The 22,973-nt window shown below is 63.8% G+C and carries 30 protein-coding genes; 9 read left to right on the top strand and 21 right to left on the bottom strand.

What is annotated here, in order from left to right; all coding sequences use genetic code 11:
- Positions 1-11 precede the first annotated feature (11 nt).
- The gene (gene hisF, locus SMCB_RS09175) at positions 12-812 is read left to right on the top strand and encodes an imidazole glycerol phosphate synthase subunit HisF (protein ID WP_045536498.1); all 801 of its coding nucleotides are present in this window, start codon (positions 12-14) and stop codon (positions 810-812) included.
- Positions 813-897: 85 nt separating this feature from the next.
- Here hisF and SMCB_RS09170 read toward each other — a convergent pair whose 3' ends face one another.
- The gene (locus SMCB_RS09170) at positions 898-1,305 is read right to left on the bottom strand and encodes a DoxX family protein (RefSeq protein ID WP_045537955.1); all 408 of its coding nucleotides are present in this window, start codon (positions 1,303-1,305) and stop codon (positions 898-900) included.
- A 109-nt stretch (positions 1,306-1,414) separates the two neighbouring features.
- Between SMCB_RS09170 and SMCB_RS09165 the strand changes: the two genes are divergently transcribed.
- Positions 1,415-2,359 (top strand): LysR family transcriptional regulator, encoded by a 945-nt coding sequence (locus tag SMCB_RS09165; RefSeq protein WP_045536490.1) that lies wholly within the window; start codon positions 1,415-1,417, stop codon positions 2,357-2,359.
- On the opposite strand, the gene SMCB_RS09160 is transcribed toward SMCB_RS09165, so the two are convergent.
- The 7 genes from SMCB_RS09160 to SMCB_RS09130 all read right to left on the bottom strand — a co-directional run bounded on the left by SMCB_RS09160 (position 2,329) and on the right by SMCB_RS09130 (position 5,703).
- Positions 2,329-2,898: a Uma2 family endonuclease gene (locus SMCB_RS09160; protein WP_045537953.1), complete on the bottom strand. Its 570-nt coding sequence runs from the start codon at positions 2,896-2,898 to the stop codon at positions 2,329-2,331. The two genes, SMCB_RS09165 and SMCB_RS09160, sit on opposite strands and share 31 nt — an antisense overlap.
- A gap of 295 nt (positions 2,899-3,193) precedes the next feature.
- On the bottom strand, positions 3,194-3,475 hold the full coding sequence (locus SMCB_RS09155; protein WP_045536488.1) for a type II toxin-antitoxin system YafQ family toxin: 282 nt from the start codon (positions 3,473-3,475) through the stop codon (positions 3,194-3,196).
- On the bottom strand, positions 3,462-3,725 hold the full coding sequence (locus SMCB_RS09150; protein WP_045536486.1) for a type II toxin-antitoxin system RelB/DinJ family antitoxin: 264 nt from the start codon (positions 3,723-3,725) through the stop codon (positions 3,462-3,464). The genes SMCB_RS09155 and SMCB_RS09150 overlap by 14 nt, the downstream gene beginning before the upstream one ends.
- Positions 3,726-3,988: 263 nt before the next feature.
- Positions 3,989-4,483 (bottom strand): DUF2442 domain-containing protein, encoded by a 495-nt coding sequence (locus SMCB_RS09145; RefSeq protein ID WP_052468484.1) that lies wholly within the window; start codon positions 4,481-4,483, stop codon positions 3,989-3,991.
- A 153-nt stretch (positions 4,484-4,636) separates the two neighbouring features.
- Positions 4,637-5,104, bottom strand: a complete 468-nt coding sequence (locus SMCB_RS09140) for a TM1812 family CRISPR-associated protein (RefSeq protein WP_197539299.1) — start codon at positions 5,102-5,104, stop codon at positions 4,637-4,639.
- Positions 5,101-5,406, bottom strand: coding sequence for a hypothetical protein (locus SMCB_RS09135; protein WP_045537948.1), 306 nt, complete (start codon positions 5,404-5,406; stop codon positions 5,101-5,103). The genes SMCB_RS09140 and SMCB_RS09135 overlap by 4 nt, the downstream gene beginning before the upstream one ends.
- A gap of 81 nt (positions 5,407-5,487) precedes the next feature.
- Complete coding sequence (locus SMCB_RS09130; protein WP_045536484.1) at positions 5,488-5,703, bottom strand: hypothetical protein; 216 nt, start codon at positions 5,701-5,703, stop codon at positions 5,488-5,490.
- Positions 5,704-5,914: 211 nt separating this feature from the next.
- On the opposite strand from SMCB_RS09130, the gene SMCB_RS09125 reads away from it, so the two are divergent.
- On the top strand, positions 5,915-6,235 hold the full coding sequence (locus SMCB_RS09125; protein ID WP_045536482.1) for a type II toxin-antitoxin system PrlF family antitoxin: 321 nt from the start codon (positions 5,915-5,917) through the stop codon (positions 6,233-6,235).
- Positions 6,235-6,687, top strand: a complete 453-nt coding sequence (locus SMCB_RS09120) for a type II toxin-antitoxin system YhaV family toxin (RefSeq protein WP_045536480.1) — start codon at positions 6,235-6,237, stop codon at positions 6,685-6,687. The genes SMCB_RS09125 and SMCB_RS09120 overlap by 1 nt, the downstream gene beginning before the upstream one ends.
- Before the next feature lie 65 nt (positions 6,688-6,752).
- Here SMCB_RS09120 and SMCB_RS09115 read toward each other — a convergent pair whose 3' ends face one another.
- The 6 genes from SMCB_RS09115 to SMCB_RS12535 form a co-directional block, all read right to left on the bottom strand.
- A complete protein-coding gene (locus SMCB_RS09115; protein ID WP_045536477.1) occupies positions 6,753-7,082 on the bottom strand; it encodes a type II toxin-antitoxin system YafQ family toxin in 330 nt (109 codons plus the stop codon).
- On the bottom strand, positions 7,054-7,335 hold the full coding sequence (locus SMCB_RS09110) for a type II toxin-antitoxin system RelB/DinJ family antitoxin (protein WP_045536475.1): 282 nt from the start codon (positions 7,333-7,335) through the stop codon (positions 7,054-7,056). The genes SMCB_RS09115 and SMCB_RS09110 overlap by 29 nt, the downstream gene beginning before the upstream one ends.
- A 141-nt stretch (positions 7,336-7,476) precedes the next feature.
- Complete coding sequence (locus tag SMCB_RS12745; protein ID WP_197539298.1) at positions 7,477-7,614, bottom strand: hypothetical protein; 138 nt, start codon at positions 7,612-7,614, stop codon at positions 7,477-7,479.
- Entirely contained in the window at positions 7,611-7,889 is a 279-nt protein-coding gene (locus SMCB_RS09105; protein ID WP_045536473.1) for a YlcI/YnfO family protein, read from the bottom strand. Before SMCB_RS09105 ends, SMCB_RS12745 begins: the two co-directional genes overlap by 4 nt.
- Positions 7,890-8,284: 395 nt before the next feature.
- Entirely contained in the window at positions 8,285-8,695 is a 411-nt protein-coding gene (locus tag SMCB_RS09100) for a DUF2442 domain-containing protein (RefSeq protein ID WP_045536471.1), read from the bottom strand.
- Positions 8,682-8,930: a DUF4160 domain-containing protein gene (locus tag SMCB_RS12535; protein WP_082027339.1), complete on the bottom strand. Its 249-nt coding sequence runs from the start codon at positions 8,928-8,930 to the stop codon at positions 8,682-8,684. The genes SMCB_RS09100 and SMCB_RS12535 overlap by 14 nt, the downstream gene beginning before the upstream one ends.
- 260 nt (positions 8,931-9,190) lie before the next feature.
- Between SMCB_RS12535 and SMCB_RS09095 the strand changes: the two genes are divergently transcribed.
- Positions 9,191-10,273 (top strand): porin, encoded by a 1,083-nt coding sequence (locus SMCB_RS09095; protein WP_045536469.1) that lies wholly within the window; start codon positions 9,191-9,193, stop codon positions 10,271-10,273.
- Positions 10,274-10,676: 403 nt separating this feature from the next.
- Positions 10,677-11,690: a porin gene (locus SMCB_RS12530; protein ID WP_171820298.1), complete on the top strand. Its 1,014-nt coding sequence runs from the start codon at positions 10,677-10,679 to the stop codon at positions 11,688-11,690.
- Positions 11,691-12,323: 633 nt separating this feature from the next.
- On the opposite strand, the gene SMCB_RS09085 is transcribed toward SMCB_RS12530, so the two are convergent.
- From SMCB_RS09085 to SMCB_RS09070, 4 genes are all read right to left on the bottom strand, one after another.
- Positions 12,324-13,415 carry a nucleotidyl transferase AbiEii/AbiGii toxin family protein gene (locus SMCB_RS09085; protein WP_231851191.1) on the bottom strand — a complete coding sequence of 364 codons (1,092 nt, stop codon included), beginning with the start codon at positions 13,413-13,415 and terminating at the stop codon, positions 12,324-12,326.
- Positions 13,372-13,983 (bottom strand): DUF6088 family protein, encoded by a 612-nt coding sequence (locus SMCB_RS09080; protein WP_045536463.1) that lies wholly within the window; start codon positions 13,981-13,983, stop codon positions 13,372-13,374. Before SMCB_RS09080 ends, SMCB_RS09085 begins: the two co-directional genes overlap by 44 nt.
- A 517-nt stretch (positions 13,984-14,500) precedes the next feature.
- The gene (locus SMCB_RS09075) at positions 14,501-14,827 is read right to left on the bottom strand and encodes an XRE family transcriptional regulator (protein ID WP_045536461.1); all 327 of its coding nucleotides are present in this window, start codon (positions 14,825-14,827) and stop codon (positions 14,501-14,503) included.
- The gene (locus tag SMCB_RS09070) at positions 14,820-15,038 is read right to left on the bottom strand and encodes a hypothetical protein (protein WP_045536459.1); all 219 of its coding nucleotides are present in this window, start codon (positions 15,036-15,038) and stop codon (positions 14,820-14,822) included. The genes SMCB_RS09075 and SMCB_RS09070 overlap by 8 nt, the downstream gene beginning before the upstream one ends.
- A gap of 225 nt (positions 15,039-15,263) precedes the next feature.
- Between SMCB_RS09070 and relB the strand changes: the two genes are divergently transcribed.
- The 3 genes from relB (at position 15,264) to SMCB_RS09055 (ending at position 17,100) form a co-directional block, all read left to right on the top strand.
- Positions 15,264-15,488, top strand: a complete 225-nt coding sequence (relB, locus tag SMCB_RS09065) for a type II toxin-antitoxin system RelB family antitoxin (protein ID WP_045536457.1) — start codon at positions 15,264-15,266, stop codon at positions 15,486-15,488.
- The gene (locus tag SMCB_RS09060; RefSeq protein ID WP_045536455.1) at positions 15,472-15,744 is read left to right on the top strand and encodes a type II toxin-antitoxin system RelE family toxin; all 273 of its coding nucleotides are present in this window, start codon (positions 15,472-15,474) and stop codon (positions 15,742-15,744) included. Before relB ends, SMCB_RS09060 begins: the two co-directional genes overlap by 17 nt.
- A 246-nt stretch (positions 15,745-15,990) precedes the next feature.
- Positions 15,991-17,100 carry a patatin-like phospholipase family protein gene (locus SMCB_RS09055; protein ID WP_045536453.1) on the top strand — a complete coding sequence of 370 codons (1,110 nt, stop codon included), beginning with the start codon at positions 15,991-15,993 and terminating at the stop codon, positions 17,098-17,100.
- Between the two features lie 58 nt (positions 17,101-17,158).
- Here the strand turns inward: SMCB_RS09055 and SMCB_RS09050 are convergent, their stop codons facing one another.
- From SMCB_RS09050 to SMCB_RS09040, 3 genes are read right to left on the bottom strand one after another with little or no spacing between them, the layout of a single operon-like run.
- The gene (locus SMCB_RS09050; RefSeq protein WP_045536451.1) at positions 17,159-18,592 is read right to left on the bottom strand and encodes an efflux transporter outer membrane subunit; all 1,434 of its coding nucleotides are present in this window, start codon (positions 18,590-18,592) and stop codon (positions 17,159-17,161) included.
- Entirely contained in the window at positions 18,585-21,734 is a 3,150-nt protein-coding gene (locus SMCB_RS09045) for an efflux RND transporter permease subunit (RefSeq protein ID WP_045536449.1), read from the bottom strand. Before SMCB_RS09045 ends, SMCB_RS09050 begins: the two co-directional genes overlap by 8 nt.
- A gap of 14 nt (positions 21,735-21,748) precedes the next feature.
- On the bottom strand, positions 21,749-22,966 hold the full coding sequence (locus tag SMCB_RS09040) for an efflux RND transporter periplasmic adaptor subunit (RefSeq protein ID WP_045536447.1): 1,218 nt from the start codon (positions 22,964-22,966) through the stop codon (positions 21,749-21,751).
- Positions 22,967-22,973: the final 7 nt, after the last annotated feature.

Here is a 22,973-nt window from a genome sequence, read left to right as displayed (position 1 = left end):
GGCCCCGCCCCATGCTCGCCAAACGCATCATCCCCTGCCTCGACGTCACCGGCGGGCGCGTGGTCAAGGGCGTCAACTTCGTCGAACTGCGCGACGCCGGCGACCCGGTCCAAATCGCCGCGCGCTACAACGAGCAGGGCGCCGACGAGCTCACCTTTCTCGACATCACCGCCAGCAGCGACGGCCGCGACCTGATCCTGCCGATCATCGAAGCCGTGGCGGCGCAGGTGTTCATCCCGCTCACCGTGGGCGGCGGCGTGCGCAGCGTGGCCGACGTGCGCCGCCTGCTCAACGCCGGGGCCGACAAGGTCAGCTTCAACTCGGCCGCCATCGCCGAGCCTGAGCTCATCGCCCAAGCCAGCGGCCGCTACGGCGCGCAGTGCATCGTGGTGGCCATCGACGCCAAGCGCCGCAGCGCCGCCGAACAGCAGCGCCCCGGCCCCGACGGCGCCCCCCTAGGCCCCGGCTGGGACGTGTACAGCCATGGCGGGCGGCGCAACACCGGGCTCGACGCGCTCGCTTGGGCGCAGCGCATGGCCGATCTGGGCGCAGGCGAGATTTTGCTCACCAGCATGGACCGCGACGGCACCCAGGCCGGCTTCGACCTCGAGCTCACCCGCGCCGTGAGCGCCGCCGTGCCCGTGCCCCTGATCGCATCGGGCGGCGTGGGCACGCTGCAACACCTGGCCGACGGGGTGCAACAAGGCGGCGCCGACGCCGTGCTCGCCGCCAGCATCTTCCACTACGGCCACTACACCGTGGCCCAAGCCAAGCAGTTCATGGCCGCGCAGGGCATCGCGGTGCGGCTGTAACCTCGTCCCAGTCCGCGCCACTCGCACACGCCTAGGGCTTTAGGCACACCCCTAGGCTGGCGTTTTGACCAAGGTATTGCGTGGCTCAACCGCGACGGGCATCGACGCTCCAAGCGCCCGCCCCATTGGCAGCGATTGCCAGCAGGCCGCCCACCACGGCGATGTTCTTAAAGAACAGCAGTTGTTGCATGAACGCTTGATCGGCAGGCATCGCCCAGTAGGCATGGAAAAAGAAGCTGGCCACCAAGGTAAACACCGCCAGAGCGATGGCGGCAATGCGTGTGCCAAACCCTGCCAGCAGCGCCAAACTGCCCAATATTTCTACCGCAGCTGCCAACGCTGCCCCCGCAGCGGGCAAGGGCAAGCCCACCGAGGCAATGTAGCCCACTGTGCCGTCAAAGCCTGTGAGTTTGGCAATGCCAGCGGGCAGAAACAAGGCGACCATGAGCAGTCTAGCCACGAGGTTGAGTGTGTTGGAGAGGGTGTGGGGCATGATGAATTTCTTTTTTGCAAAAGTTAAACGCAACGGTTGATGCGTATTTGTAGTTTATCAAGTATAAATAATCGGGAAACTCCTTAAATTGGATATGATTGATTCACTCATGCAACAATCAAGCGCAGGCATCGACCCAAACGACTTGCTCATCTTTGCCAGCGTCGCAGAGCTGGGGAGCTTCAGCCGCGCTGCGCAGCGGCTTGCCCTGCCCAAGTCCACCATCTCGCGCCGGCTGGCAGCGCTCGAGCAGCGTTTGGGTGAGCGCCTGTTGCTGCGCACCACTCGGCGCCAGTCCCTGACCGAGTTTGGGATGCAGCTCTTGGAACACGCGCGCCAAGTGGCTTCCGAGATCGAGGCCGTGGCGGCCTTGAGCGAGCGGCGTCAGGCGGCACCCAGTGGCCGCCTGCGCGTCTCCATGCCCAGCGACTTTGCCAACCTGCTGCTCGCCGACATGCTGGCCGCGTTCGTAGCGATGCATCCGTCCATTCAGCTGGAATTGGATTTGTCATCTCGCCGGGTCGATTTGCTGGGTGAAGGCTTCGATTTGGCCCTGCGCATAGGAACCTTGCCCGACGACGCCTCTTTGGCGGCGCGGCGCCTGACGGTGTTTTCGTTGGGGCTGTATGCGGCGCCCGGCTACCTCGCCCAGCATGTCGAGCTCGCCCACCCCGACGACCTTGCGGCACACCAAGCCATACGCATGCTCAAGGCCGACGGGTCGGTTGCACCGTGGGCCCTGTCATGCGAAAACCGGCATTGGTTGGGCACGCCGCCGGGCAGAGTCAATGCCAACTCGCCAGAAATTCTGATCAAGCTGGCTTGTGCTGGAGCCGGCATTGCAGCGGTGCCCGTTTTTTTGGCTGCGGCCGATGTGCAGCGCGGCGCTTTGCAGCGTGTTTTGCCAAACTGGTGTCTGCCCAGTTACACGGCGTGGGCCATGTTTCCCGAACGCAAACTCATGCCCATCAAAACCCGGGTGTTCATCGACATGTTGCAAGCCGCTTTGACCCGCACCGACCTTCACGCTGCCGGGGGCGCGGCATCTTCGTAAACCTGCTCCAGCGTCAGCTCCAAGCCCACACTCTCAAGCTGCACCGTTTGGCCCGGGCCACAGGGGTGCAGCACCCACAGGCCGGCTTCGTTGCGCCTGAACACATCGACGCTGGGGTGCTCGGGGTCGATCAACACATATTCGCGCAGGCTGTTTAAGCTGCGGTAAAAAGCAAACTTGAGCCCACGGTCGTAGGCAGCGGTGCTGGGCGATAGCACCTCTATCACCAGCAGCGGCTCGGCTTTGGCGTCGCTGCGCGCGGCGTCGGCACCCGAGCAGGTCACGAACACATCGGGGTACACGTAGGCGTCGGCGGCAGCGATCTGCAGCTTCATGTCCGATATGTAGGCGCGGCACGGGCTGGCGCGCAGGTGCTGGCGCAGGCGCGCAAACACGTTGCCGCTGATGGTCACATGCGCGTCGCTGGCGCCGGCCATGGCAAACACCTCGCCGCGCACGAACTCGTGCTTGAGCGGCTGCTCGCGCTCCCACAGCAGGTAGTCGGCGCCGGTGAAGGGGGTTTTTTCCAGTGCACTCATGGGTGCATTGTGCGCCAAAGCGGGGGGTTTGTGTGCCATCAAGCGTGGCCTGCACTCGATTTTTAGGTAATGCCGGTGCCGGTGGCGCTGGCACTGTTGCCAAGCGTCGTTCAGGCGCAAGCGCGCGGCATCGCTCACAGCAGTTGGCCTCACGCCGCTTAGCTGCGCGGCCAAAAATCGGCCAACCGCCCCAGCCCACCAGCCCCACGTAAATCGTTGCTTGACCGCGATTTACATGTTTTTAGCTTAACCGAGTGCTATGGTACTCTGCCCCTGATTTTTCTAAGGTTGTCGCTCAAAGGCCAAGCTCGCTATGCGAGCCGATACGCACGAGTTGCAATACTTCGTCATCGGGCTTGCGGTAGATCAACACCAAGTCGGGCTTGACGTGACAGTCCCGGTGGTCTTTCCAGTCGCCACTGAGAGCGTGGTCGCAGTAGCGCGCCTCCAGCGGCTGATCGCAGGCTAGGGTTTTCACGACAGGCATCAGTTCGGAATCGAGCGTCGCACGGTGCCGACCTTTCGCCTCGCGCTTGTAGTCGCGCTTAAACTGGCCGGTGTGCTCAATCCTGCGCATGCAAGTCCGTCATCAGTGCCTCGACGCTATCGAAGCTCTTGAGGTTGCCGGCGCGAGCCTCGCGCATGGCAACAATAGTGGTTTCGTTTGGCACCAGCGGCTCGAACGGCAACGCCTTCTCGCGGGCGACGCGGGTCAGCATGATGCGGAATGCATCGGACACGGTCAGGCCCATCGCCGCCAGCACAGTCGATGCCTCTTCCTTGATGTGCTCGTCGATACGGGCACGAACCACAGCGTTTGCAGACATGGGAAAATCCTCTTAATCAGTGGGCTACATTGTAGCCCAATACTGCGTGATGCGCAGTCTAGGAAAGCACAGTCACCAAAAACTGCTTTTGCCACTGACGAAAAAATCGTGCGCGGCCCCCTGACTTTTTACTCGGTACATGTCAAGCAACTTGTCGCGTCCTCAAGCAGCCATGGGCTGCGTAATGCTGCCCAATCTGGTCCAGCCGGCGCCCGGTTTGCTTCATGAGCGCGTCGGTGTCTTACATGCCCGCGCTGCTCCCTCTATGCATGAGCGACAGCGTATTCGCGCGCCGTGGGCAAGCGCCGGGGCAGCGCCTGTGCATGGGGGCGGGTGGCTTCCCAGCCCAGGCAGGCCAGCCAGATCGAGCGCGGGATGGCTTTGTGCGCGGTGCGGTAGTAGCTCACCATGCGCCGGCTAATGCCCAGCGCTTGCGCGGCGCTTTGCAGCGACAGTGCGTTGCGCAGCATCCAGTCGCCAAACATCTGGTGGCTCACTGCGCCGGCTTGCTCTTGGGCCCAGGCATAGACGTTGTCGGGGCCCAGCTCGGTCTCGAACCATTCGATGCCGCCGCCCCACTCGGCCAGATGCACGCGTGCAAACACCTCGGGCTCGAGGATGGGGGTAAGGGCGGCGTACTTGCGCAGCGTCGCGCCCACATCGACATCCAGCACCTCGCCGGTGCTCCAGGTGGTGCGCAGCCGGTAGGGCTCGAGGGCGGCCACCGCCTGCAGCTTGGGGTAAAAGTAGGTGCTCATGGTCGCAGTATAGGGCAATGGTTGCTCTATGGCAAGGGGCCTGATTCACCCACAAAAAATCATAAAACACCACCCGGTGTAAAGCTCGCAGTCTTCCCAAGCCACCGCCGCTGTCAGCGCCGGCAAAAAACCTGCCACTCCTGACCGTGCGCCCTACTGGGCTTCACAAATCGGGCGCACGCGGGCCAAAGTGGCATCGAGCACGGCCACCGCGGCCACCGCCCGGTTGAGCCAAGCGGCCTTGATGGCGTCGTCTTGGGGGTAATCGTGTGCCAACTGGTTGCGGATGGCGCGCAACTGGGCCCAATCGTGCGCGTGCTCGATCAGGCCCAGTTTTTCGAGCCGGTTCAATTTGTCGATCATGGGCCGGTCTTCGAGCGCTTCTTGCAGCACATCGAGCACCGCCGGGAGCAGGCGTGCGCCCATGGTGTCTTGCAATTTGGTGAAGCGCAGCAAAAACTGATCCCAGTCTTGCACCGCTTCGTCATCGTATAAGGCCAACTGGGCTGCGCTCACAGGCAGCAGCGGCCGCAGAGCGGTTAGGGCGTGTTCGAGGTGGTGCCGGTGGCGCTGGCACTGTTGCCAAGCATCGTTCAGGCGCAAGCGCGCAGCGTCGCTCACAGCAGTTGGCCTTGAGAGCGTGCGCGCTCAAATATTGGAGCACGGTTCGTGCGACCGGGGTAGTCGATCAGCAGGTCGATTTTTTGTTCGCCCAACTGCGCGTAGGCATCCGCCAGAAACCGGCTGTGCGCCGCCACGATCTGCGCCGGGTCGCGCAGCTCGGTTTCGAGCAGCAAGTCGATGTCGCCGCCGCGCTGGCGGTCGTCGAGGCGCGAGCCAAACAGCCGCACCTGCACGCTGGCACCAAAACAGGCGCGCGCGCTGTCCAGCAGAACCCGGCGTTGTTCAGGGCTTAGGCGCATGGGGGTTATCGTGGCAGAAAAATCGTGCTTGACCACGATTTTGGATATTGTGGATTTGGTGCTCTGGTCGCGATTTTTCACCTACCCCCAACGCCGGGGCGCAAAGCCGCTGGGCGTGGTGAGCTCAAACATCTCGTCGTGGATGCGCGCGTCGGTGTCTTTCATGCCTGCGCTGGTTTCTTGCCCCGCTAGGCGCAGCTCGCGGATTTGGCGGTCGGTCTCGGCCGACTGCTGCGCCAGGGCGCGCAGCATGGCGCGCAGATCGTCCCAGCTGGTGTGTTCGGTGTCGGTTGACATGCGCTTGGCCCCCGCAAAAATTAACGTCTTCTATTCTAGCGCTGCGAAAGAAAATCGTGGTCTCTGACTGCACGACAGCCATCAGTCCGGCGCGAGCCGCGCGCATGGCGGGAAAAATCGTGCCCTGCACCCCGATTCCCCCCCCCTCGCCTTGACAAAGTAAGGATCAATCCTTACCATGGCATTTCGCTCACGCTCACAGGAAGCCCTCATGCCCGCCATTCACGAAGTCGCCACCCTCACCTCGAAGGGGCAGATCACCCTGCCCAAGTCGATCCGTCAGGCCTTGGGCGTAGCTGCCGGGGGCAAGGTGGCTTTTGATCTCACAGGGGATCGCATCGTCGTCTCGCGTGTGCGCGACGATGCGCACACCGACCCGGCCATCGGCAGCTTCCTGGCCTTGCTAGAACAAGACCTTCAGTCCGGGCTGCACATCACCAGCTTGCCAGATGAGTTGGCGCGCTCCCTGCTCGCACGGCTGGGTACGCCGGTGGATTTGGGTGCAGAGATCGAAGGCGACGTGGCGCTGTGATGCAGCGTCACGGCTGGAGCCTGCTCTTTCATGCTGGCCTGATCGCGCAACTGCGCAAGCTCGACGCCGCTGCGGCGCGCGCCCAGGCGCTAGACCCTGCGGGGTTCGAGTCCAACGCCAACGTCAAACTGCTCGGCGCCCTGTCGGCGCTGATTCTTGAAGCGGTGCCCAGCGACCCGAGCCGCGACGAATACCGGCAGGGCAACACCTTGGGGCCGGCGTTTCGCCACTGGCGGCGGGCCAAGATCGGGCGGCGCTTTCGCTTGTTCTTTCGCTTCGACTCCAAGGCACGCATCATCATCTACGCTTGGGTCAACGATGCGCACAGCCTGCGCACAGCCGGTGCCCAGACCGACCCTTACGTGATCTTCCATAAAATGCTCCAGTCCGGGCAGCCACCCACCGACTGGGATGCCCTGCTGGCGGCCAGCCAGACCGACTGGAAACCGTAGGACCTCCTCGTCTTGAGCAAAAATCGTGCTCTGACCACGATTTTGGCGCGGGCTACTGACGCGGGCTAGAAGAACAGCTCGGAGTGAGTCCCGCTGCGAACGAAAACCACCAAGCCATTCTTGCCCGAGTCGTCGAGCGTGTAGATCAGCAGGAAGTCGCCGCCGATGTGGCACTCACGATGGCCTGCCCAATCACCCGTGAGCGCGTGGTCGAGCCACTCGGGCGGCAGCGGCCCGTCGTTGGAAATCAGCAGCGTCATGGCCTCTTTTAGCCGGTTCATGTCGTAGCGGCCGGAGTGTGACAGGCGCCGCCAGTCCTTGAGGAAGTCCTTGGTGTAGTCCGACGCGCGAGGCAGGTTCGCCCGCTTACTTGCGGCTGGCTTCTTCGAGGTCATTCAGCATAGCGTCAGCGGTTGCGAAGCGAGCGCGGCGGCTCTTGATGATCTCGTTGGCCTCGGCGATGGCGATGCGGCTGGTGGCGTTGGGCGCCTTGAGCGCGAACGGCAGCTCCTGGTCGGCGACTACACGGGTCAGAAACACCCGAATCGCATCCGAGACGGTCAGGCCCATCGAGGCCAGCGTCTCTGCAGCCTGCGCCTTAATGTTCTCATCCACGCGAACGTGAATCATAGTGGTGGTAGCAGCCATGATGGCCTCCTATTTTGACGGTCTGAGATACATTGTATCGCAAACGGCTGGCGCAAGGCAACACAGGCCGACTTCAACACCCTATGGCGTGGAAATCGTGCTCTGAGCACGATTCCCGAGCCGCGCCCTGCGCCAGAAAACCTAGTGGTAGTCCTGTTCCAGCTGATGACGCACGGCCAGCACTTGTACGCAGGTTCGGGATTCGATTTCGTAGAGCGCCAAATAGCCCGTGGAGCCGGCCACTGGCGTGAACCGCACTTGGTAAGGCAGATGGGTCACGACTGGTGCACAAGCGCCTGGCGTCGGGCATCGATGCGGCCTTGAATCCGATCAAAAACCTCAGCGGCAGGGCGCGATTGGCCCGTGCGCTGGTACTCCTGCCAAGCCTGCTCGCCACGGGCCAGAAACTCGGCCTGTATGCGGCGGTAATTAACCGCACTGCGCACCGCCTCTTCAACGAAAGCGCTGATGGATTCGTTGCCATCGAGCACCGCCTCCAGTTGGTTGCGCAACTCGGGGGCGACACGGACAGCAGGCAGTGTGGCAGATTTCATGCTGCCCAATGTAGCACAAACGTGATGCATAAGCTTCGTGCGGCAGCGTAGGCCATCAGTCGCCACTGAGAGCGTGGTCGCAGTAGCGCGCTTCCAGTCGCTGATCAGAAAATCGTGGTCAGACCACGAAAATCGCCATGCTCGACGGCCGACTGGCCTATCTGCTGTCGTCCGATCTGTTGCACGAATACCGCAAGGTGTTGCTGCGCCCGCGTCTGCGCAGCGCCCACGGCCTAGGCCCCGAGCAGATCGACGACTTGCTGACCGAGATCGTTGCCAACGCCATCTGGCGCGATCCGGCTGCGTTTGCAGCCTCAGAGGCCGCGCCCGACCCCGGGGATCAGCACCTATGGGTACGGGGGAATCGTGCCCTGAGCACGATTTTGCCTCGACACCTACGCGGTCGCCCGGCGTGGCCGGCCACCCTTGCGGCCGTTCTCGCGGGCGGCCGTGATCTTGGCCTTGGTGCGGGCTTTGCCGCCGGCGGCGCCGAGCTGTGCTGCCATCCAGCGCTTAGAGCCAAACACGCCTTGCAGCAGCGCCGGCACATACACATCGGCATCGAGCTTGGGCCAGTGCAGGCCCAGCCCCGTGGGGCTGATTTCAATCTCGGCCAAGTCAGCGGGGGCGGCATGGGCCAGCCCTTCGGCCAAGCGCACAGGGAACGCCACCTGCAGGCCGCTATCGAGTCCGACAACCACCCGCGCCGTGCGCCGGTCGTAGCGGGCCGTGAGCGCGTAGCCCGCTTGGCGCGTTGCGGCGGCGCGGGCTTGGGCTTGGGCAAGTTCGGCTTCAGTAACGGCCATGAATATCGCTCCAGTGCAGGCATAGGGCCGCCAAGTGCGCGGCCAGGTCATCAAGGATGCGGCCGACAGTTTGTAGGCCGAACCCGCTGCTTTCTCGCAGTGTCGGCGGCCCGTCGGGGCAATGTAGGACGAAAACGGCTTCGCCACCTGCCCCTGTCACGTGAACATGCGCGGGGCGGTGATCGTTTGGGTAGATGACGACGCGCAGGCCATCGAGACGCAGGACAGTGGGCATGGCCTTACTCTACCAAAACCCAAGCGCTTAGGAAAGATGCAAAGGTGCAAAATCGTGGTCAGACTACGATTCCCCGGCGCCGATCGGGGCCCTTCGTCTGTTGCAGCCGCGCCACACTTGAGCGAAAAACCGCGCCCAAACGCGCCGCGCGGCCCCGCTTTCTGGTGCAATAGAGCCCAGCCCCCAGTGCAGTCACCGGGGGTCGGCCAGGCAGCACCGCCGCCATGGGCCCCATCCGTTTAACTTTGGAGCACTTTTCAATGAAAAAGACCCTGATTGCCCTGGCCGCCCTGGCCGCCGCCGGCGCCACCTTGGCCCAATCCAGCGTGACCATCTATGGCCGCATGGATCTGGGCATGTCGTCGGTTGAAACCACCTCGGGTACTGCTGCTGCAACCGATGTGTTCTCCTTGGCTGGCGCCGAAGGCACCCGCACCGGCAGCCGCTTGGGCTTCCGTGGCACCGAAGACCTCGGTGGCGGTCTGCGCGCTGGCTTCACCTACGAAATCGGCATCAACGCCGACCGCAATACCCCTGCTGGCGTGTCCCCAACTGACAACGCCCGCACCCGTCTGGCCAACCTGAGCCTGAGCGGTGGCTTCGGTACCGTGGTCGTCGGCACCTTTATGAACGCCTTCGACACCGCTCGCGGCTTCAGCCCAGCTACCGCTAGCGTTCCTGGTGGCGACTTCACCTTGGGCCACGGCCTTGCAACCGTCGAGCGCTTTGACAGCCGCACGCAAAACGCCATCGCTTACGTGTCGCCCGCATTCAGCGGCTTCACGTTCTCGGCCGGTACTGTGAACGAAGAAGTTAACTCCGGTACTAGCGCACGCAAGTACGACGGCATGATCCTTGGCTTGAACTACTCGCAAGGCCCTCTGGCTGCGCAGTTCGCCTTTGGTAACTTGGATGTGGGCTACCACGTTCCGCTGGGCCTCGGCTCCGTAGCCACCCCGGCCAATGCCGAAGTGCAAAACTGGGCCTTGGGCGTGCGTTACACCCTGCCGCAAGTGGTGGTGACGTTCATCTACGAAGACAGCGAGCAATCTCTTGCTGGCGTGACTTCGCGTGAGTTCAACGCTTGGGAAATCGGTGCACGCTTCCCGATGGGCGCTTTTGCTCCTTACATCACTTACGGCCAAGGTGAAATCACCACAGCTGCTGACCCGGTTACCAACCGCAGCAACGATACCAGCGCTTGGCAGATCGGCACCACCTACAACCTGAGCGCCCGCACTTGGATCTACGCGGCTTTCGGAGAGAACCAGCGTGACAACCAAAACGGCACCAACCACACCAAGCGTGACGGCTACGCCATCGGCCTCGTCCACACCTTCTGATCTCGCTGGGCTCCGGCTCGCTCAGTTGCTGCACCCGTGCAGCACCTAATCGGTCCCAGCCCACGGCCCCAAGCGCTGGCTCTGCCTGCCCGCAGCGCCAGCGCTTAAAGCCGGATCAAAAGCGTTCCAAACCCCCAAAGCCTTCGGGCCTTGGGGGTTTTTTGCGTTTCTACGTCTTTAAAATTGCCCAAACTCCGTGGCATTGGCGATGGTGGTGGTCTTGATTCCCCGGCCTATGCTGTCACACAAGTTACATATTAAAGCGGTGCTGCGGGTAATCGCGCTTGTGCAGCTTGTGTCTCTATGCTGCAATGCCGAACGGCTTCCAACAGCGCACAGTGCTTGCGCACTGGCGCTGTACAGGCCTAAACATTTCGTGCAACCAATTTTTGGAGACAAGTCTGTGAAAAAAACCCTCGTCGCTCTGGCCGCTTTGGCCGCAACCGGAGCCACCTTGGCTCAGTCCAGCGTAACCGTTTATGGCCGCCTTGACTTGGGCATGTCGTCGGTGGATACGACACTCGGTACCAATCCGGCCACCGATGCCTTTTCCCTCGCTGGGGAACAAGATCGGTGGACGGGTAGTCGTCTGGGTTTTCGCGGCTCTGAAGACCTCGGAGGCGGCCTGCGCGCCGGCTTCACCTACGAAATAGGCATCAACGCCGACCGCAATACACCTGCAGGCATTTCACCCACAGACAATGCCCGCACCCGCCTAGCCAACCTAAGCCTCTCGGGGAGCTTTGGCACTTTTGTCGTCGGCACCTTCATGAACGCCTTCGATACGGCGCGCGGCTTCAGCCCGGCCAACAACACCATTCCTGGCGGACAATTTACTCAGTGGCAGGCCGCAGCAGGCAGCGAGCGTTTTGATGGTCGAAGCCAGAACTCCTTTGCTTACGTTGCTCCGGCCGTCAACGGCTTTACCTTCTCCTTTGGCGGGGGCAGCGAGGAATCGGGCACTGCGCTTAAGTTCACCGGTTACACACTCAACCTCAACTTTACGCGCGGCCCTCTGGCGGCTCAGTTCGCCTTCGGCGACCTAGACATGGATTTTCCCGTGGTGGCCGACATGCAAAACATTGCCCTGGGCGTGCGCTACAACTTTGGCCCCGTGGTGGCATCATTCCTTTATGAAGACAGCCAGCGCGACGTGGCCGGCCTGCGCACCTTTGATGCCCAGAGTTGGGAAATCGGTGCCCGCTTCCCCATGGGGGCCTTGGCACCCTACATCACCTTTGGTCAGGGTGAGCGCAATACCGATGATATCGACGGCTGGCAGATCGGCACCACCTACAACCTGAGCGCCCGCACTTGGATCTACGCTGCGGTTGGCGAAGCACAGCGCGAAAGCGCCACTGGCATCAACGTGCGCAAAGAATCTGGATACGCCATCGGCCTCGTCCACACCTTCTGATCCCGCTGGGCTGCGGCTAGCTCAGTTGCTGACACCGCGCAGCACCTAGTCAGCCCCAGCCTACGGACCCAAGCGCTGGCTCTGCGTACCCGCAGCGCCAGCGCCTCAAGCCAGATCAAAACGTGCCAAACCCCCAGCGCTTTCGGGCCTTGGGGGTTTTTTGCGTCTGCGTGGGCTTGCAAAGCACTTGCAAAGCACAGTCAGCAAGCGCGCAAGCTTGCACGCGCACTGGGGCTGGCTGGGGCTGGCAGGGGCCGCCGGCCTCATACCGTCCGCTGCGCGGCCAAAAATCGGCCAGCAGCCCCTGCCAGCCCCAGCCAGCTACGAAGCCGATGGTCTAAGCTGCAGCACGAAAGTCAGGGCCAGACCCTCATGGCACTCGGTTAAGCCAAAAACATGGGGATCGGAGTCAAGTACCGATTTGCGCGGGGGCTGTGGCGCTGGGGGCGGTTGGCCGATTTTTGGCCGCGAAGCGGACGGCATGAGGCCGACTGCCCCCAGCGCCACAGCCCTTACCCCCTACGGAACCCCCATGTCATAATGCTTGTCGCCGCTATAGAACCCGGCTGCTCCTGACTTCAAAGTCATGAACTTTGGTGCTGGCAGGCTGTTTGGGGCTTGTTGCGCTGGCCCTCAGGAATGCTTTATTGAGCTGCGAGCTTTTTCCTTGGTTGTTCTGTTGATTTCCAACTCCAAAGCCACCAGCCGTTCCACAATGGCCTCAAACGACACGGTATCGCCGTAAAACATCTGCGCAGTCAGCATCGCCTGGTAGTCTAGGCGCAAGGCTTCAAGCATCGACGCCTCAGGGATCAGTTTCAAGCCGCCCTTGGCGCATCGGTCGTAGTGGCTGAAACCGCTGCGGTAGAAGGTTTCTTTGATGCGCAGCACGTCGCGCAGCAGATCCATGTCCTGCAGAGCTTGCTGCCCAAGCTCGTGATCAGCAAGGCGCGCTAGGTCGTACCAATGGCGCGACAGTCGTTGCGCGCTGGGCTTAAGGCCCGGGCGATGGCACTCGACGTGAATCAGCGTGGCTTTCTCCCAGAAGGTGCGCGCTGCCGACAGCACCGACACCTGCGCCGTCGGTAAGGCCAGGCCGGGAACGTGCACGGCCACATCCGGCGCAATAGCCAGCGTGCTCTGAGGCAAGGTGGAGTTGCGGCCGCCGAACTCGATCAAGATGCTCGAGCGCATGTAGGTGTCGGTGTTCTCTACCGCGCTTGGGTAGTACACCCACAGCTTTTCTGCATCAGCGCTGACCTCAATGCTGGTGGGCTGCGTGGGCAACGCCAAGGCCAGCGCGGCCCGCAATGCCGGCACCAGCTCGTCTTTTACGTGCTGGGCGAGCGCTGCCTTCAAAGCATCCGACAACTTGCCGCGCGCACTGTTGCTGCTGATGGCTTCCAGCTCTGGCGCGTCGGTCACTAGGCTGCGGTAGTCCACCGTGACATCGATGTCTTCGGAGAAGCGGTCAATCGCTTTGTACACCTTTGACAGCGAGGTGCCGCCCTTGAAAGCCATGGGCTTGCGGCATGGCAGCTGAAACAGGGTGTCGAGCACCTGGCACAGCCAGATGTCTTTTTCGAGGATTTCGGCCCGGCGCCCCATCACCGGCGCTAGGCTCTGGAGCAAATCGGCTTGGTCGCTGGCGGGCAGGTCAAAGTAGCGCTCGCGTAGATCGTCAGTCATACGCTGCCGTGCCTTGTTCGTAGCGGCGCAGGGCATCGATCATCCAGGCTGGCATCGAGGCCTTGGCGCTGCGCAATGCCTCGAACTCAAGCTTCGGCAGCTTGGCGGCGATGCGCTCAAAAGTGGCCGGCGTGACTTGCCCACGTCCGAGGTACCAAAGCGCGGCCAACGCTTGGCCCGCTGGCCGCCCGGCCAGTGCGAGCTTGCGCGCCGCGACGTGCTGCAGCCGCACCTGCAGCTTGCCCATGCGCACGGTGTGTGACGCGCCGGTGGTGCAAAACACGGGCTGCGCTGGCACCTGCGTGCTGAATCCCAAACGACGAGCAGCCTCGGCCCCGTGCACCTCGATGGTTGCGCCCTCAGTGGCAGCAATAGTCTGCGCCACTGCCTCTGGCGTAGGCATGGTTTTCAAGCCAAAACGGCTGGTTCTGGGCGCGGTGTAGAGTCCACGGCCCAGGCGCTCGACGAACCCAGCCTTGGTCAGGCGCATCAGGGCCTGATCAATGGATGCGCGCGAACCCAACCCTGCAAACAAGGCTGGGGTAAAAGGTGCTCCAGCAGGCTGGGCAGCGATGCGCTCGCGGATGGCTTGTGATGTGCTCATGTCGGCCTCATTGTCAGATACTTTACCAGAAAATCTAACAGCGTGCACGGTGCAAACAGCGTGCATGGGGTTCGGTAAAAAATCGGGGTCAGGCCATCATGGCACTCGGTTAAGCCAAAAACATGGGGATCGGAGTCAAGTACCGATTTGCGCGGGGGCTGTGGCGCTGGGGGCGGTTGGCCGATTTTTGGCCGCGCAGCAAAACGGCATGAGGCCGACTGCCCCCAGTGCCACAGCCCGCACCCCCACGGAGGTTCACCGTGTTCGGAGGACGATTTTCTGGCACAGGGCGCGGCTCTGACTTGCGCGCAACGCACCCTGATTCCGCGCGCTTCGGGCTTAACCGAGTGCCATGGGGGTCAGACCACGATTTTCCGTTTCCGGGCCGGGGTGAGGAATCAGAGCCTGCGACTGACGAACCCCGGCCCAGCCCAGCTCCGGCCAGCCAGCCATCCAGCACCAAGCGCAAAAGCCATCCCACCCGAAGGAAATGTCGGTGTCAAGCCAAGATTGCTGATCAAACAGCCGTGACCTTGCCCAAGTCGGCAAAGTTGGAAATCTTGACTGCGCCGTCGGGAAAGCGCGCCACCACCTCCAGCTCGCCGCCCATGGCCTCGATGTGGCTGCGCAGCGTAGAGATGTACATATCGGTGCGCTTTTCGATCTTGGCCACTGCGGGTTGCTGGACGTGCAGTACCTCGGCCAGCATCTTTTGCGACAACCCGCGCGCCTGCCGCAGTTCGTTGAGCGGCATTTCTGCCAGCATGGCCTGCGCCTTGGCTTGGACGCGAGCGCGCGCTTCGGACGTCATCTGTGCGCGCAAATCAGCAAATTTGTTAGCCATTGATCAGCCCTTCCTTTCGCAGTTCATCCAAGCGTTCATCGTACAGTCGGTCAGCCACGGGGATATTGACCTCGTACCAGCGTTCGTCAGCGGTTTTGTCGCCACCGATCAGCAAAAACTGCACCGAAGCTGCCAGGGAGACCTGCTCGGCCTCGGTTAAGGTGTTCCACCAGCGGCCGAACTCATCGGTGTATTCGATATCCCAAGTCATGCGCCGAGTATGCCTCGGATGGAATATGTCGTCAAGTGGGAAGCTGCGGACAGACCAAGATTTTCCGGCCCCAGCCCTAGCTGGCCAGCCCCCTCGCCAGAGTTGAGCACATACCATCGTGATCAGCAATTTGTGCGATTTGTGCGATTTGTGCGATTTGTGCGATTTGTGCGATTTGGCGACGCGCGCTATACTTGTATAAATTCATCCAAAGGAGTATGAAGCATGCTTGCCATCCGACTACCCGCTGAGGTGGAAAGCCGCCTTGAAGCGCTGGCGCGAGCCACCGGCCGCACCAAGACCTTCTACGCCCGCGAGGCCATCCTTGAGCACCTAGACGACCTCGAAGATTTGTACTTGGCCGAGCAACGCCTGATCGATATTCGCTCAGGCAAAACCCAGACCGTGCCTCTCGAAGAAGTGATGAAGCGCTATGGCATGGAAGGTTGAACTCGACCCCGCCGCCGAGCGCGAGCTTTGCAGAATCGACCCGCAGGTAGCGCGGCGCATCCTTGTTTTTTTGCATGGGCGTGTCGCCCATCTCGACGACCCCCGCAGCATCGGCAAAGCCCTCAAGGGCTCCAAGCTGGGGGTCTTTTGGAAGTACCGTGTCGGCGACTGGCGCATCATCGCCAGCATCGAGGACAGTGCTCTGCGCATCCTTGTGGTGCGCATCGGCGACCGCAAAGAGGTTTGCCACCACTGATTTTTTTCGCCCCTTGGCCGTAGCCCTGATCAAAAGTGTGCCAAACCCCCCCCAGCACCTTCGTGCCTTGGGGGTTTTTTGCGTCTGCGTGGGCGCTCAAAACGCAGCCACTGCGCGTCCATGCGTCCCGCCCGCGCCGCCAGCCCAGCCAGACCACGACCCTCGCGCGACCGGCTCACTGCAGCAAAGCCGCCCCGGTCAGCAGGCTGTGGTGCATATGATGTTGCAATGCAGCATAATGGCCTCATGACCCAAGCCCCAAGCCCCACCAAACCCCTGCCGATCGACCTCGCCTTGCAAGGCGGTGGTGCGCATGGCGCCTTCACGTGGGGTGTGCTGGACCGGCTGCTGCAAGACGAAACCCTAGAAATCGCGGCCATCAGCGGCACCAGCGCCGGGGCCATGAACGCGGTGGCGCTGGCCGCCGGGCTGATGGAGGGCGGGCGCGAGGGCGCGCGCAAAACCCTGCGCGACTTCTGGACCCAGGTGGGGGCGCAATCGCCCTTTGCGCTGCTGCAGCCGGCCATGGGTGGCTTCAGTGCGTGGACGGCGCGCCTGCCCGGCGTGCAAGCCTGGCAGCAGGCCAGCCAAGAGTCGATGCGCTGGTGGAGCAAGGCCATCGGCCAGCCGTTTTCGCCGTATCAGTTCAACCCGCTCGACCTCAATCCGCTGCGCAGCATTTTGGAGCGCACGGTCGATTTTGAGCGCGTGCGCGCTTGCACCAAAACGCAGCTGTTCATCGCCGCCACGCACGTGCGCACCGGCGCCTTGCGCGTGTTTCGCCAGCACGAGCTGAGCGCCGAGGTGGCGCTGGCTTCGGCTTGCTTGCCCACGCTGTTTCAGGCCGTGGAGATCGACGGCGAAGCCTATTGGGACGGCGGCTACGCCGGCAACCCCTCGCTCATGCCGCTCATCAGCGAAAGCCCAGCCGACGACTTGCTGCTGGTGCAGATCAACCCGATGCTGCGCAGCCAGGTGCCGCAGCAGGTGGCCGACATCATGGACCGGGTCGGCGAGATCACTTTCAACGCCAGCCTGCTCAAAGAGCTGCGCACGGTGCAGTTGCTCAAAAACCTGATCGAGCAAGACGGCCCGGCGGCCACGCACCCCGGGCGCGACCCGCTCATGGCGCGCATCGCCGCGCTGCGCACGCACCGCATCGACGGCGGCGCAGCGCTGGTTGAGCTGGGGGCGGCATCCAAACTGCGCACCGACCCGCCCTTCTTGCTCGATCTGTATGCGCGTGGCCACAGCGTCGCCGACGCCTGGCTGCAAGCCCACCGCGCCGACCTGGGGCAGCGCGCCACGCTCGATTTGCGCCGCGAGTGCGGGCTGCAGGGGTGCGACAGCCTCTAAATCAGAGCGCAGGGAGCCAAGCTGCGAAGGGCGCCACTGGGCGACCGCCGCCACGGCGTCAATGCCCGCCGGTGGCGCGGTACAGGGCGACCCGATTTTGCAGCAGGGCAAAGCGCAGCTGCACCAGTTGCTGTTCGGCGGCAAAGGCGCTGCGCTGGGCGTCGAGCAGTTCCAGTTGGCTGGCGCTGCCCAACGCCAGCAGCCGCGCGCTTAAGTGGGCGCGCTGGCTTTCGGCCTGCCACAGCGCCTGCTGCGCAGCGTATTCGGTCTGCATCAAGCTTTGGCTGGCGAGCGCGTCGCGCACTTCTTTAAATGCGCTTTGTATGGCTTGCTCGTACTGCAGCAGGGCGATGTCGCGTTCGGCCTGCGCCGCCGCCAAACCCGCCCGGTTGGCGCCGTAGTCGAACAGCGGCAGCAGGGCTTGCGGGGCCAGCGTCCAGCCCCAGCTGCCGCTGGCAAACAGGCCGGCCAGTTCGGTGCTGGCGCTGCCGAGCTGGGCGGTGAGCGCGATGCGCGGAAAGAAGGCCGCGCGTGCCGCCCCGATCTGCGCTTGGGCGGCAGCCAGCCGGTTTTCGGCGGCGCGCACATCGGGGCGCTGCAACAGCACCTCGGAGGGCAGGCCGACGGCCACCGGCTGCAGCAGCGCCAGCGTTTGGTTGCCGTTGGCGCTGCTGGTGTCGTTGGGTAGGGGAGCCGGTGTGCTGGCGGCCGGGTCGTGCAGCGGCCCCACCAGCTGCTGCAACTGGTGCAAGGCCAGCTGCAGCTGGCGCTGCTGGCGCGCTTGCGCCACCCGCGCGGCTTGCACCAGCGCCTCGCTGTGCTGGCGCTGCAGGGCCGAGGCGGTGCCGTGTTGCAAGCGCAGCTGCACCAGCCGCAAGCTGGCCTCGTGGTTGGCCAAGGTGCGCTGCGACACCTCGAGCAGGGCGTGTGCGCTTTGCACCTCGAGCCATGCCGCCACCACCCCAGACACCAAGCTCACGCGCACCCAGCGCTCGGCTTCGGCTGATGCCAGGTACTGCGCCCGCGCGGCCTCCGATAGGCTTTGCAGCCGGCCAAAAAAGTCGATTTCCCAGCTGGAAACCAGCAGCCCGGCGCGGTACTGGTTGCCCATGGCGCCGTCACCGCCCGCGCGTTGGGCGTCGGCGGCGGCGGCCAGCGTAGGGCCTTGGGCGGCGCGGCGCTGCTGCCATTGGGCTTGCAGTTGCGCCATTTGGCGCTGGGCGATGCGGGCATCGAGGTTGTGCTCCAACGCCTGCTCGATCAGCGTTTGCAGCGGCGCATGGTTGACAAAGCCGCGCCACGGCAGTGGTGCCGCAGACGGCTCGGTGGCGGTGCGGGTGGCCTCGGCGCCTGCCGTGGCCCAGTGGCTGGGCAGAGCGATGTCGGCGCGCTGGTAGGGCTGGAACTGTGAGCAGCCGCTTAACAACCCAAAGGCCAGAGCGCTCGCGCCCCACAGGCGCAGCCGCAGCGTTGCAGTCAAGCGTTTAGTCATGTCGCACCCCGATCTGTTGTGCGTCGTCTTGATGCACGAAATGTTGGCGCAGGCTGCCTTGGAAAGCGGTGCGCACCACCAGGAAGAAAACCGGCACGAAAGCGATTGCCAGCAAGGTGCCCGTGATCATGCCGCCGATCACCCCCGTGCCTATCGCCTGCTGGCTTTGCGCCCCTGCACCGGTGGCAATGGCCAGTGGCACCACCCCGGCGGTAAATGCCAGCGAAGTCATGATGATGGGCCGCAGCCGCAGTCGCGCCGCCTCCAGCGCTGCGTCGCGCACGCTGCGGCCTTGGGCTTGCAAATCTTTGGCAAACTCCACGATCAAAATGGCATTTTTGGCCGATAGCCCGATGATGGTGATGAGCCCGATCTGAAAATACACGTCGGCATCGAGCCCGCGCAGCAACACCGCCAGCAAGACCCCGAGCATGCCCAGCGGCACCACCAAGATCACCGCCAGCGGGATCGTCCAGCTCTCGTACAAAGCGGCCAGGCACAGGAACACCGCCAGAATCGCCAGCGCATAGACGATGTACGCTTGAGCACCCGCGCGTTGCTCTTCAAACGATTGCCCGGTCCACTCGAAGCCAAATCCGGGTGGCAACTGGCTGACCAGACGCTCCATTTCGGCCATCGCGGCACCGCTGCTAAAGCCCGGCGCTGCCTCGCCATTGATGCGCATCGCGGGGAAGCCGTTGTAGCGCACCGACTGCATCGGCCCCAGCACCCAGTGCGTGCGCGCAAAGGCCGACAAGGGCACCGCCTGGCCTTGCTGGTTGGGCACCGTCAGGCGCAGCAGGTCTTCGGGCTGCATGCGCGCCGGCGCATCGGCTTGCACCAGCACCCGCTGCAGCCGCCCAGCATTGGGGAAGTCGTTCACGTAGGCCGATCCCAAAGCCACCGAGAGCGTGTGTGCGATCTGTTCGAAGCCCACGCCCAGCGCCGCTGCGCGCTCGCGGTCGATGTCGAGTTGCAATTGCGGTGCGGGCTCCAGTCCGTCGGGGCGCACTTGGGCCAACACCGGGCTTTGCGCGGCCAGCCCGAGCAACTGGTTGCGCGCCGCGTACAGCGCGTCATGGCCTTGGCCCGCCCGGTCTTGCAGCCTAAAGCTGAAGCCCGATGCGCTGCCCAGCTCTGGGATGGGCGGCGGACTCAAGGGGAAGATGATGGCATCGCGCACGCCCGACAAGGCCATGAAGGCGCGGCCGGCCAGCGCTTGGGCGCTGTTTTCGGGTGCGCTGCGCTCGCTCCAGTCGGTCAGGGTCACGAAGGCCAGCGCGGCGTTTTGCCCTTGGCCAGAAAAACTAAAGCCCAGCACCCCGACCATGCTCTCGACCTCGGGTTGTGCGAGCATGAATTGCTCGACTTGCTCCATCACCGCCTGGGTGCGCTCTTGGGTTGCACCCGGAGGCAGCTGCACGTTGATGAGCAGGTTGCCTTGGTCTTCGTTGGGTAAAAACGAGGTGGGCAGGCGCTGATAGACCACCAGCGCGGCCGCAATCACCGCCACATAGACCACCAAGGTGCGCCCTGGCCGCCCCAGCAAAACTCCCACCAGCCCCTGATAGCGCTGCGTGGTGCGATCAAAGCCGCGGTTGAACCAACCAAAAAACCCTTTTTGCTGCGCGTGGCCAGCCGGGGCATGCTTGAGCAAAGTGGCGCACAGCGCCGGGGTGAGGGTGAGGGCAAAGAAGCCAGAAAAAGCGATCGACAGGCCCATGACGGCGGCAAATTGGCGAAAGATGTTGCCAATCGCGCCATCGAAAAAGGCCAAGGGTACAAACACCGACACCAGCACCACCGTGATGCCCACGATCGCTCCGGAAATCTGCCGCATCGCTTTGTAGGTGGCTTCGCGTGCCGCCAAGCCTTCCTCGCGCATGATGCGCTCGACGTTTTCGACCACCACGATCGCGTCATCGACCACGATGCCGATCACCAGCACCATGCCAAACAGCGTCAGCACATTGATCGAAAAACCCAGTGCCAGCAGGCTGGCCAGCGTGCCCAGCAGGGCAATGGGCACCACGATGGTGGGAATCAGGGTGTAGCGCCAGTTCTGCAAAAACAGAAACATGATCAAAAACACCAGCACCACCGCTTCGGCCAGCGTCAGCGCCACCTGCTGGATCGAAATCTCGACAAAGCGCGAGCTGTCATAGGGGATCGACCACTGCATCCCAGCCGGAAAGTGGCGTTCGAGCTGCTGCAGCTGATCGCGCACCGCCTGTGCGGCGGCCAATGCGTTGCCATCGGTGGCGAGCTGGATGCCGATGCCCACCGCCGGCTGGCCGTTGAGGCGCGCACTGGTGGCGTAGAGTTGCCCGCCGAGCTCGACCCGCGCCACATCGCCCAGCCGCACTGTGGAGCCATCGGGGTTGGCACGCAGCAGCAAGCGCTCGAAATCGGCGACGCTGCGCAACTGCCCTTCGACCACCACGGTGGCCACGATGCCTTGACCGGCCAGGTTTGGCAAGGCCCCGATCTCGCCCGCTGGGATCTGGATGTTTTGGTTGCGAATGGCGTTGAGCACCTCGGCGCTGCTGAGGCCCAGGCCTTGCAGGCGGGCCGGATCGAACCAGATGCGCATCGCCTGCTCGGTGCCAAACAGCATCGCCTGGCCCACACCGGGCACGCGCTGCAACACCGGCACCACGCTGCGGGCGGCGTAATCGCCCAGCACCACGGTGTCGGTGCTGCCCTCGGTGGACGAGAGCATCACGAACAGCAGAAAGTTGTTGTTGGCCTGTTCGACGCGCACCCCCTGTTGCGCCACAGCGGCGGGCAGGCGCGGCGTGGCGCGGTTGAGGCGGTTTTGCACATCCACCTGGGCCAGTTGCGCGTCGGTGCCTTGCTCAAAGCTCAGCGTCAGGGTGCCGGTGCCGTCGGCTTGCGCCACCGACTCCATGTACATCAGCCCCGGCGCGCCGTTCATCTCGCGCTCGATGATCGACAGCACGCTGTCGTCGAGCGTCTGCGCCGATGCGCCCGGGTAGGCGACGGCGATCTGGATTGCGGGTGGGGCCACTGCCGGGTACTGCGTCACGGGCAGTTGGGTGAGGGATAGCGCGCCAGCGATCATCACGAACAGCGCGATGACCCAGGCAAAAATGGGGCGGTCGATGAAAAATCGGCTCATGTCGTGTCACCCGGTCAGCGGTTGGGAGCCGCGCCAGCGGGGGCTTGCCATGGCACTGGGCGCACCGTTGCGCCCACGCCTATGCGCTGGAAGCCGTCCACCACCACCTGCTCGCCGGCGTTCAGGCCGGCCAGCACCAGCACCTGCCCGTCGTGGGGCGGCCCCAGCTTGACCGGTCGTGCGCTCACCACCCCGGCGGCATCGACCAGCAGAACCTGATCGCCTTGCGGGCCGCGTTGAATGGCCTGGGAGGGCAGGCGCACCGCCGCTTGGGCTTGGGTTTGCGCCAGCCGCACCCGCACGTACAGACCCGGCAACAGCAGGCCATCTGGATTTGGAATGGCGGCGCGCAGCGTCACCTGTCCGGTGCTGGGGTCCACATTGAGGTCGGTAAACAACAGGCGGCCTGGGTGCGCGTATAGGCTGCCGTCGGGCAGCAGCAGCGACACCGCCAGCGCCGCGCCGCCGCCTGCGCGCTGCAACTGGCCGGCGCGCAGGGCCTGCTGCATTTGGAGCACCTCGTTGGCGCTGCGGGTGAAGTTGACGTAGAGCTGGTCGGTCTGCTGAATCAGCGCCATGGGGGTGGCGTCGCCTTGGCCCACCAGCGCCCCTTCGCTCACCAAGGCACGGCCCACGCGGCCCGCGATCGGGGCCGTTACGTCGGCATGGCTGCGCTGGATGCGCGCCGTTTGCACCGCCGCCTGGGCTTGCTCGAGCTCGGCTTGGGCCAGCTTGAGCCCGATTTCGGCGTTGACCAACTCTTGCTGGCTGATGGCTTGCTCGGCCGCCAGCGGGCGGTTGCGCTCCAGCACCGACCGCGCTTGGCTGAGCTGGGCTTCGGCCCGGCTCTGCTGGGCGCGGGCGCTGGCTAGGGCGGCGTCGGCGCTGGCGGGGTCGATGCGAAACAGCACCTGGCCGGCGCGCACTTGGCTGCCTTCGGTGAACAGCCGCTGCTGCACGATGCCGCTGGTGCGGGCCCGCACCTGGGCCACCCGCGACGCCTCCAGCCGGCCGGGCAGATCCAGTTCCAGCGCTGCTTGGGCGGGTTGCACTTGCAGCACCCCGACTTCGGGTGCGGGTGGGGCCGCAGCCGCACCGGCCAAGGGGGCGGCGCCTGAGCCGCCGCAGGCCGCTAGGGTGAGCGACAGCAGGCCGAGGGCCACCAGCCCCCAGCGGGTGGTGAGACGACCCTGTGCGGTCGGGTGGTGCGGGGTGCAGGCATGGGCTGGCATAACTTTG

This window comes from Serpentinimonas maccroryi (assembly GCF_000828915.1).
In the GTDB taxonomy this organism is placed as follows: Bacteria; Pseudomonadota; Gammaproteobacteria; order Burkholderiales; family Burkholderiaceae_C; genus Serpentinimonas; species Serpentinimonas maccroryi.
The sequence above is the reverse complement of the archived record's forward strand: the minus strand, read 5'-3'. Positions and strand labels throughout refer to the sequence as shown.

Bases quoted from the DNA above. Each gene is read 5' to 3' on its own strand.
- SMCB_RS09105 (WP_045536473.1), bottom strand. From the start codon at position 7,889: ATGAAATCTGCCACACTGCCTGCTGTCCGTGTCGCCCCCGAGTTGCGC.
- SMCB_RS09095 (WP_045536469.1), top strand. From the start codon at position 9,191: ATGAAAAAGACCCTGATTGCCCTGGCCGCCCTGGCCGCCGCCGGCGCC.
- SMCB_RS09050 (WP_045536451.1), bottom strand. From the start codon at position 18,592: ATGACTAAACGCTTGACTGCAACGCTGCGGCTGCGCCTGTGGGGCGCG.
- SMCB_RS09150 (WP_045536486.1), bottom strand. From the start codon at position 3,725: ATGTCTGCAAACGCTGTGGTTCGTGCCCGTATCGACGAGCACATCAAG.
- SMCB_RS09115 (WP_045536477.1), bottom strand. From the start codon at position 7,082: ATGACCTCGAAGAAGCCAGCCGCAAGTAAGCGGGCGAACCTGCCTCGC.
- SMCB_RS09085 (WP_231851191.1), bottom strand. From the start codon at position 13,415: ATGCCCTGCGCCGCTACGAACAAGGCACGGCAGCGTATGACTGACGAT.
- SMCB_RS09060 (WP_045536455.1), top strand. From the start codon at position 15,472: ATGGCATGGAAGGTTGAACTCGACCCCGCCGCCGAGCGCGAGCTTTGC.
- SMCB_RS09120 (WP_045536480.1), top strand. From the start codon at position 6,235: ATGCAGCGTCACGGCTGGAGCCTGCTCTTTCATGCTGGCCTGATCGCG.
- SMCB_RS09165 (WP_045536490.1), top strand. From the start codon at position 1,415: ATGCAACAATCAAGCGCAGGCATCGACCCAAACGACTTGCTCATCTTT.
- hisF (WP_045536498.1), top strand. From the start codon at position 12: ATGCTCGCCAAACGCATCATCCCCTGCCTCGACGTCACCGGCGGGCGC.
- SMCB_RS09055 (WP_045536453.1), top strand. From the start codon at position 15,991: ATGACCCAAGCCCCAAGCCCCACCAAACCCCTGCCGATCGACCTCGCC.
- relB (WP_045536457.1), top strand. From the start codon at position 15,264: ATGCTTGCCATCCGACTACCCGCTGAGGTGGAAAGCCGCCTTGAAGCG.
- SMCB_RS09080 (WP_045536463.1), bottom strand. From the start codon at position 13,983: ATGAGCACATCACAAGCCATCCGCGAGCGCATCGCTGCCCAGCCTGCT.
- SMCB_RS09070 (WP_045536459.1), bottom strand. From the start codon at position 15,038: ATGACTTGGGATATCGAATACACCGATGAGTTCGGCCGCTGGTGGAAC.
- SMCB_RS09170 (WP_045537955.1), bottom strand. From the start codon at position 1,305: ATGCCCCACACCCTCTCCAACACACTCAACCTCGTGGCTAGACTGCTC.
- SMCB_RS09110 (WP_045536475.1), bottom strand. From the start codon at position 7,335: ATGGCTGCTACCACCACTATGATTCACGTTCGCGTGGATGAGAACATT.
- SMCB_RS09130 (WP_045536484.1), bottom strand. From the start codon at position 5,703: ATGTCAACCGACACCGAACACACCAGCTGGGACGATCTGCGCGCCATG.
- SMCB_RS09040 (WP_045536447.1), bottom strand. From the start codon at position 22,966: ATGCCAGCCCATGCCTGCACCCCGCACCACCCGACCGCACAGGGTCGT.
- SMCB_RS12535 (WP_082027339.1), bottom strand. From the start codon at position 8,930: ATGCCCACTGTCCTGCGTCTCGATGGCCTGCGCGTCGTCATCTACCCA.
- SMCB_RS09155 (WP_045536488.1), bottom strand. From the start codon at position 3,475: ATGCGCAGGATTGAGCACACCGGCCAGTTTAAGCGCGACTACAAGCGC.
- SMCB_RS09135 (WP_045537948.1), bottom strand. From the start codon at position 5,406: ATGCGCCTAAGCCCTGAACAACGCCGGGTTCTGCTGGACAGCGCGCGC.
- SMCB_RS09100 (WP_045536471.1), bottom strand. From the start codon at position 8,695: ATGGCCGTTACTGAAGCCGAACTTGCCCAAGCCCAAGCCCGCGCCGCC.
- SMCB_RS09145 (WP_052468484.1), bottom strand. From the start codon at position 4,483: ATGAGCACCTACTTTTACCCCAAGCTGCAGGCGGTGGCCGCCCTCGAG.
- SMCB_RS09045 (WP_045536449.1), bottom strand. From the start codon at position 21,734: ATGAGCCGATTTTTCATCGACCGCCCCATTTTTGCCTGGGTCATCGCG.
- SMCB_RS09075 (WP_045536461.1), bottom strand. From the start codon at position 14,827: ATGGCTAACAAATTTGCTGATTTGCGCGCACAGATGACGTCCGAAGCG.
- SMCB_RS09125 (WP_045536482.1), top strand. From the start codon at position 5,915: ATGCCCGCCATTCACGAAGTCGCCACCCTCACCTCGAAGGGGCAGATC.
- SMCB_RS09160 (WP_045537953.1), bottom strand. From the start codon at position 2,898: ATGAGTGCACTGGAAAAAACCCCCTTCACCGGCGCCGACTACCTGCTG.